Source organism: Actinomadura logoneensis (genome assembly GCF_003428695.1).
Taxonomy (GTDB): Bacteria; Actinomycetota; Actinomycetes; order Streptosporangiales; family Streptosporangiaceae; genus Spirillospora; species Spirillospora logoneensis.
The window spans coordinates 1-2,239 of the sequence record NZ_QURH01000620.1; the positions used below are offsets into that span (position 1 = coordinate 1).

At 75.5% G+C, this 2,239-nt stretch carries 2 protein-coding genes; both read left to right on the plus strand.

What is annotated here, in order from left to right; all coding sequences use genetic code 11:
- A partial coding sequence (locus tag DZF91_RS42245) for a PP2C family protein-serine/threonine phosphatase (protein WP_407920937.1) occupies positions 1-716 on the plus strand: 716 nt, incomplete at its 5' end.
- Positions 716-2,050, plus strand: a complete 1,335-nt coding sequence (locus DZF91_RS24780) for a vWA domain-containing protein (protein ID WP_117359664.1) — start codon at positions 716-718, stop codon at positions 2,048-2,050. The genes DZF91_RS42245 and DZF91_RS24780, both read left to right, overlap by 1 nt.
- The last annotated feature ends 189 nt before the right edge of the window (positions 2,051-2,239 follow it).

A 2,239-nucleotide genomic window follows, 5' to 3' on the forward strand; every position in this document is an offset into this window, starting at 1 on the left:
AGGCCGTCCGGACGGCGGTGCGGGAGGCCGCGGCGGCGGTCGCCGGCCTCGCCGCCACCCCCGACCAGGCGCCGTCCTGCACGTTCGTCGCGGCGGTGACCGGCCCGGACGGCGTGACCGTCGGCTGGGTCGGCGACAGCCGCGCCTACTGGCTGAGCGCCGCCGACATCCGGGGCGCCCAGGGCACGGGCGACCTCGCCGACACCGGGGAGCTGAACGCGGCGGAGCTCGCCGCCGACCTCGCCGCCGCCTCCCCCGGCGCCGCCGACCCGAACGCCACCGCACCGGACGCCGCCGACTCCGACGCGGGCCCGCTGCCCCTCGGGGCGTCGCGGCGGCTGACCGACGACGACTCGTGGGCGGCGTTCATGGTCGCGTCCGGCGCGCTGACCGAGGCGGAGGCCGAGGCGCACCCGAACGCGCACGTCATCACGGCGTGGCTGGGCGCGGACGCCGGAGAGGTCCGGCCGCACGTGCGCGGCTTCCGGCCGGACCGCCCCGGGACGCTGCTGGTGTGCAGCGACGGCCTCTGGAACTACTTCCCCGGCGCCGAGGACCTGGCGGCCGTCCTGCGGAACGCGCAGGCCGACCCGGCCGCCGACCCGGTCGGCGCCGCCAGGATCCTGGTGCGCCACGCCCTGGACGCGGGCGGACGCGACAACATCACGGTGGCCGTGCTCCCGCTGGCGGCCGCCCCGGACACGGAGCAGGGTTGATGAGCGACCAGCCGCAGTTCACCGTCAGGATCGACCAGAACAAGTTCCTCCCCGAGGGCGGACGCGAGGTGCACGCCATCGTGTCGGTCGAGTCGGCAGGGGGCGCTCTGGCGACCGCCGCTGCGCCCGCTCAGGCGGCCGAGGTCGTCATCATCGACACCTCGGGCTCGATGACCTACCCCGACACCAAGCTGCGGTCGGCGATCGCCGCCGCGCAGACCGCGGTGGACACGCTGCGCGACGGCGTGATGTTCGCCGTGGTGTCCGGGTCCAACGACGCGCGGATGGTGTTCCCGCAGCAGCCGGTGCTGGTGCCCGCCAACGACCGGAACCGGCAGGCGGCCAAGGCCGCGCTCAAGCGGCTGACCGCGCAGGGCGGCACGGCGATCGGCTCCTGGCTGCGCCTCGCCGACCAGCTGTTCGACCCGTACCAGGACGGCGTCCGGCACGCGATCCTGCTGACCGACGGCAAGAACCAGCACGAGAGCCCGGAGGAGCTGGACGCGGTGCTGTTCCGCTGCTCGGGACGGTTCGTCTGCGACTGCCGCGGCGTCGGGACCGACTGGGAGGTCGCCGAGCTGCGCAAGGTCGCCAACGCGCTGCTCGGCACCGTGGACATCGTCGCCGACCCCGCCGACCTGGTCGCCGACTTCCGCGCGATGACCGAGGCGGCGATGGGCAAGGCCGTCGCCGACGTCGCGCTGCGCGTGTGGACGCCGCAGACGGCGCGGCTGAAGTTCGTCAAGCAGGTCATGCCGACCGTCCAGGACCTCACCGGCATGCGCACCGAGGCCGGGCCGCAGGCGGGCGACTACCCGCTCGGCGCGTGGGGCGCGGAGAGCCGCGACTACCAGATCTGCGTGGAGGTCCCGCCCGGCGAGGTCGGCAAGGAGCTGCGCGCGGCCTGGGTGAAGCTGGTGGTGCCCGGCGGTCCGGGCCAGGAGGCGCAGGTCATCGCCACCGGAAACGTCCTGGCGCAGTGGACCGACGACGAGGCCCTCTCCACCCGGATCAACGCGCGGGTGGCGCACTACACCGGGCAGTCCGAGCTCGCCGACGTGATCCAGGAGGGCCTGGCCGCCCGCCGGGACGGCGACCTGGACACCGCGACCGCCCGCCTCGGCCGCGCCGTGCGGCTCGCCGACGAGGCGGGCAACGAGGCGGTCACCGCGGCGCTGCGCAAGGTCGTGGACGTGCTCGATCCCGCCACCGGGACCGTCCGGCTGAAGTCGAACGTGGACAAGGCGGACGAGATGTCCCTCGACACCACCTCGACCAAGACCGTCCGGACGCGCAAGGACGAGACGGTCCGCACCCGGCGTTCCGAGGTGTGACCATGGCCGTCTGCCCCGCCGGGCACTCCTCCGGCTCCGACGACTACTGCGACGTGTGCGGCGAGCGGATCGGCGGGACCTCCGCGCCGTCGGCCCCGCCGTCCTCCGGGATGCCGTCCTCCGGGATGCCGTCCGCGCCGGGCGGGTCCGCACCGGGCGCGTCCCCGGCGGCCCCGCCCGCGCCGGGCG

Excerpts from the sequence above, each read along its gene's own strand:
- DZF91_RS24780 (WP_117359664.1), top strand. The coding sequence starts at position 716 with ATGAGCGACCAGCCGCAGTTCACCGTCAGGATCGACCAGAACAAGTTC.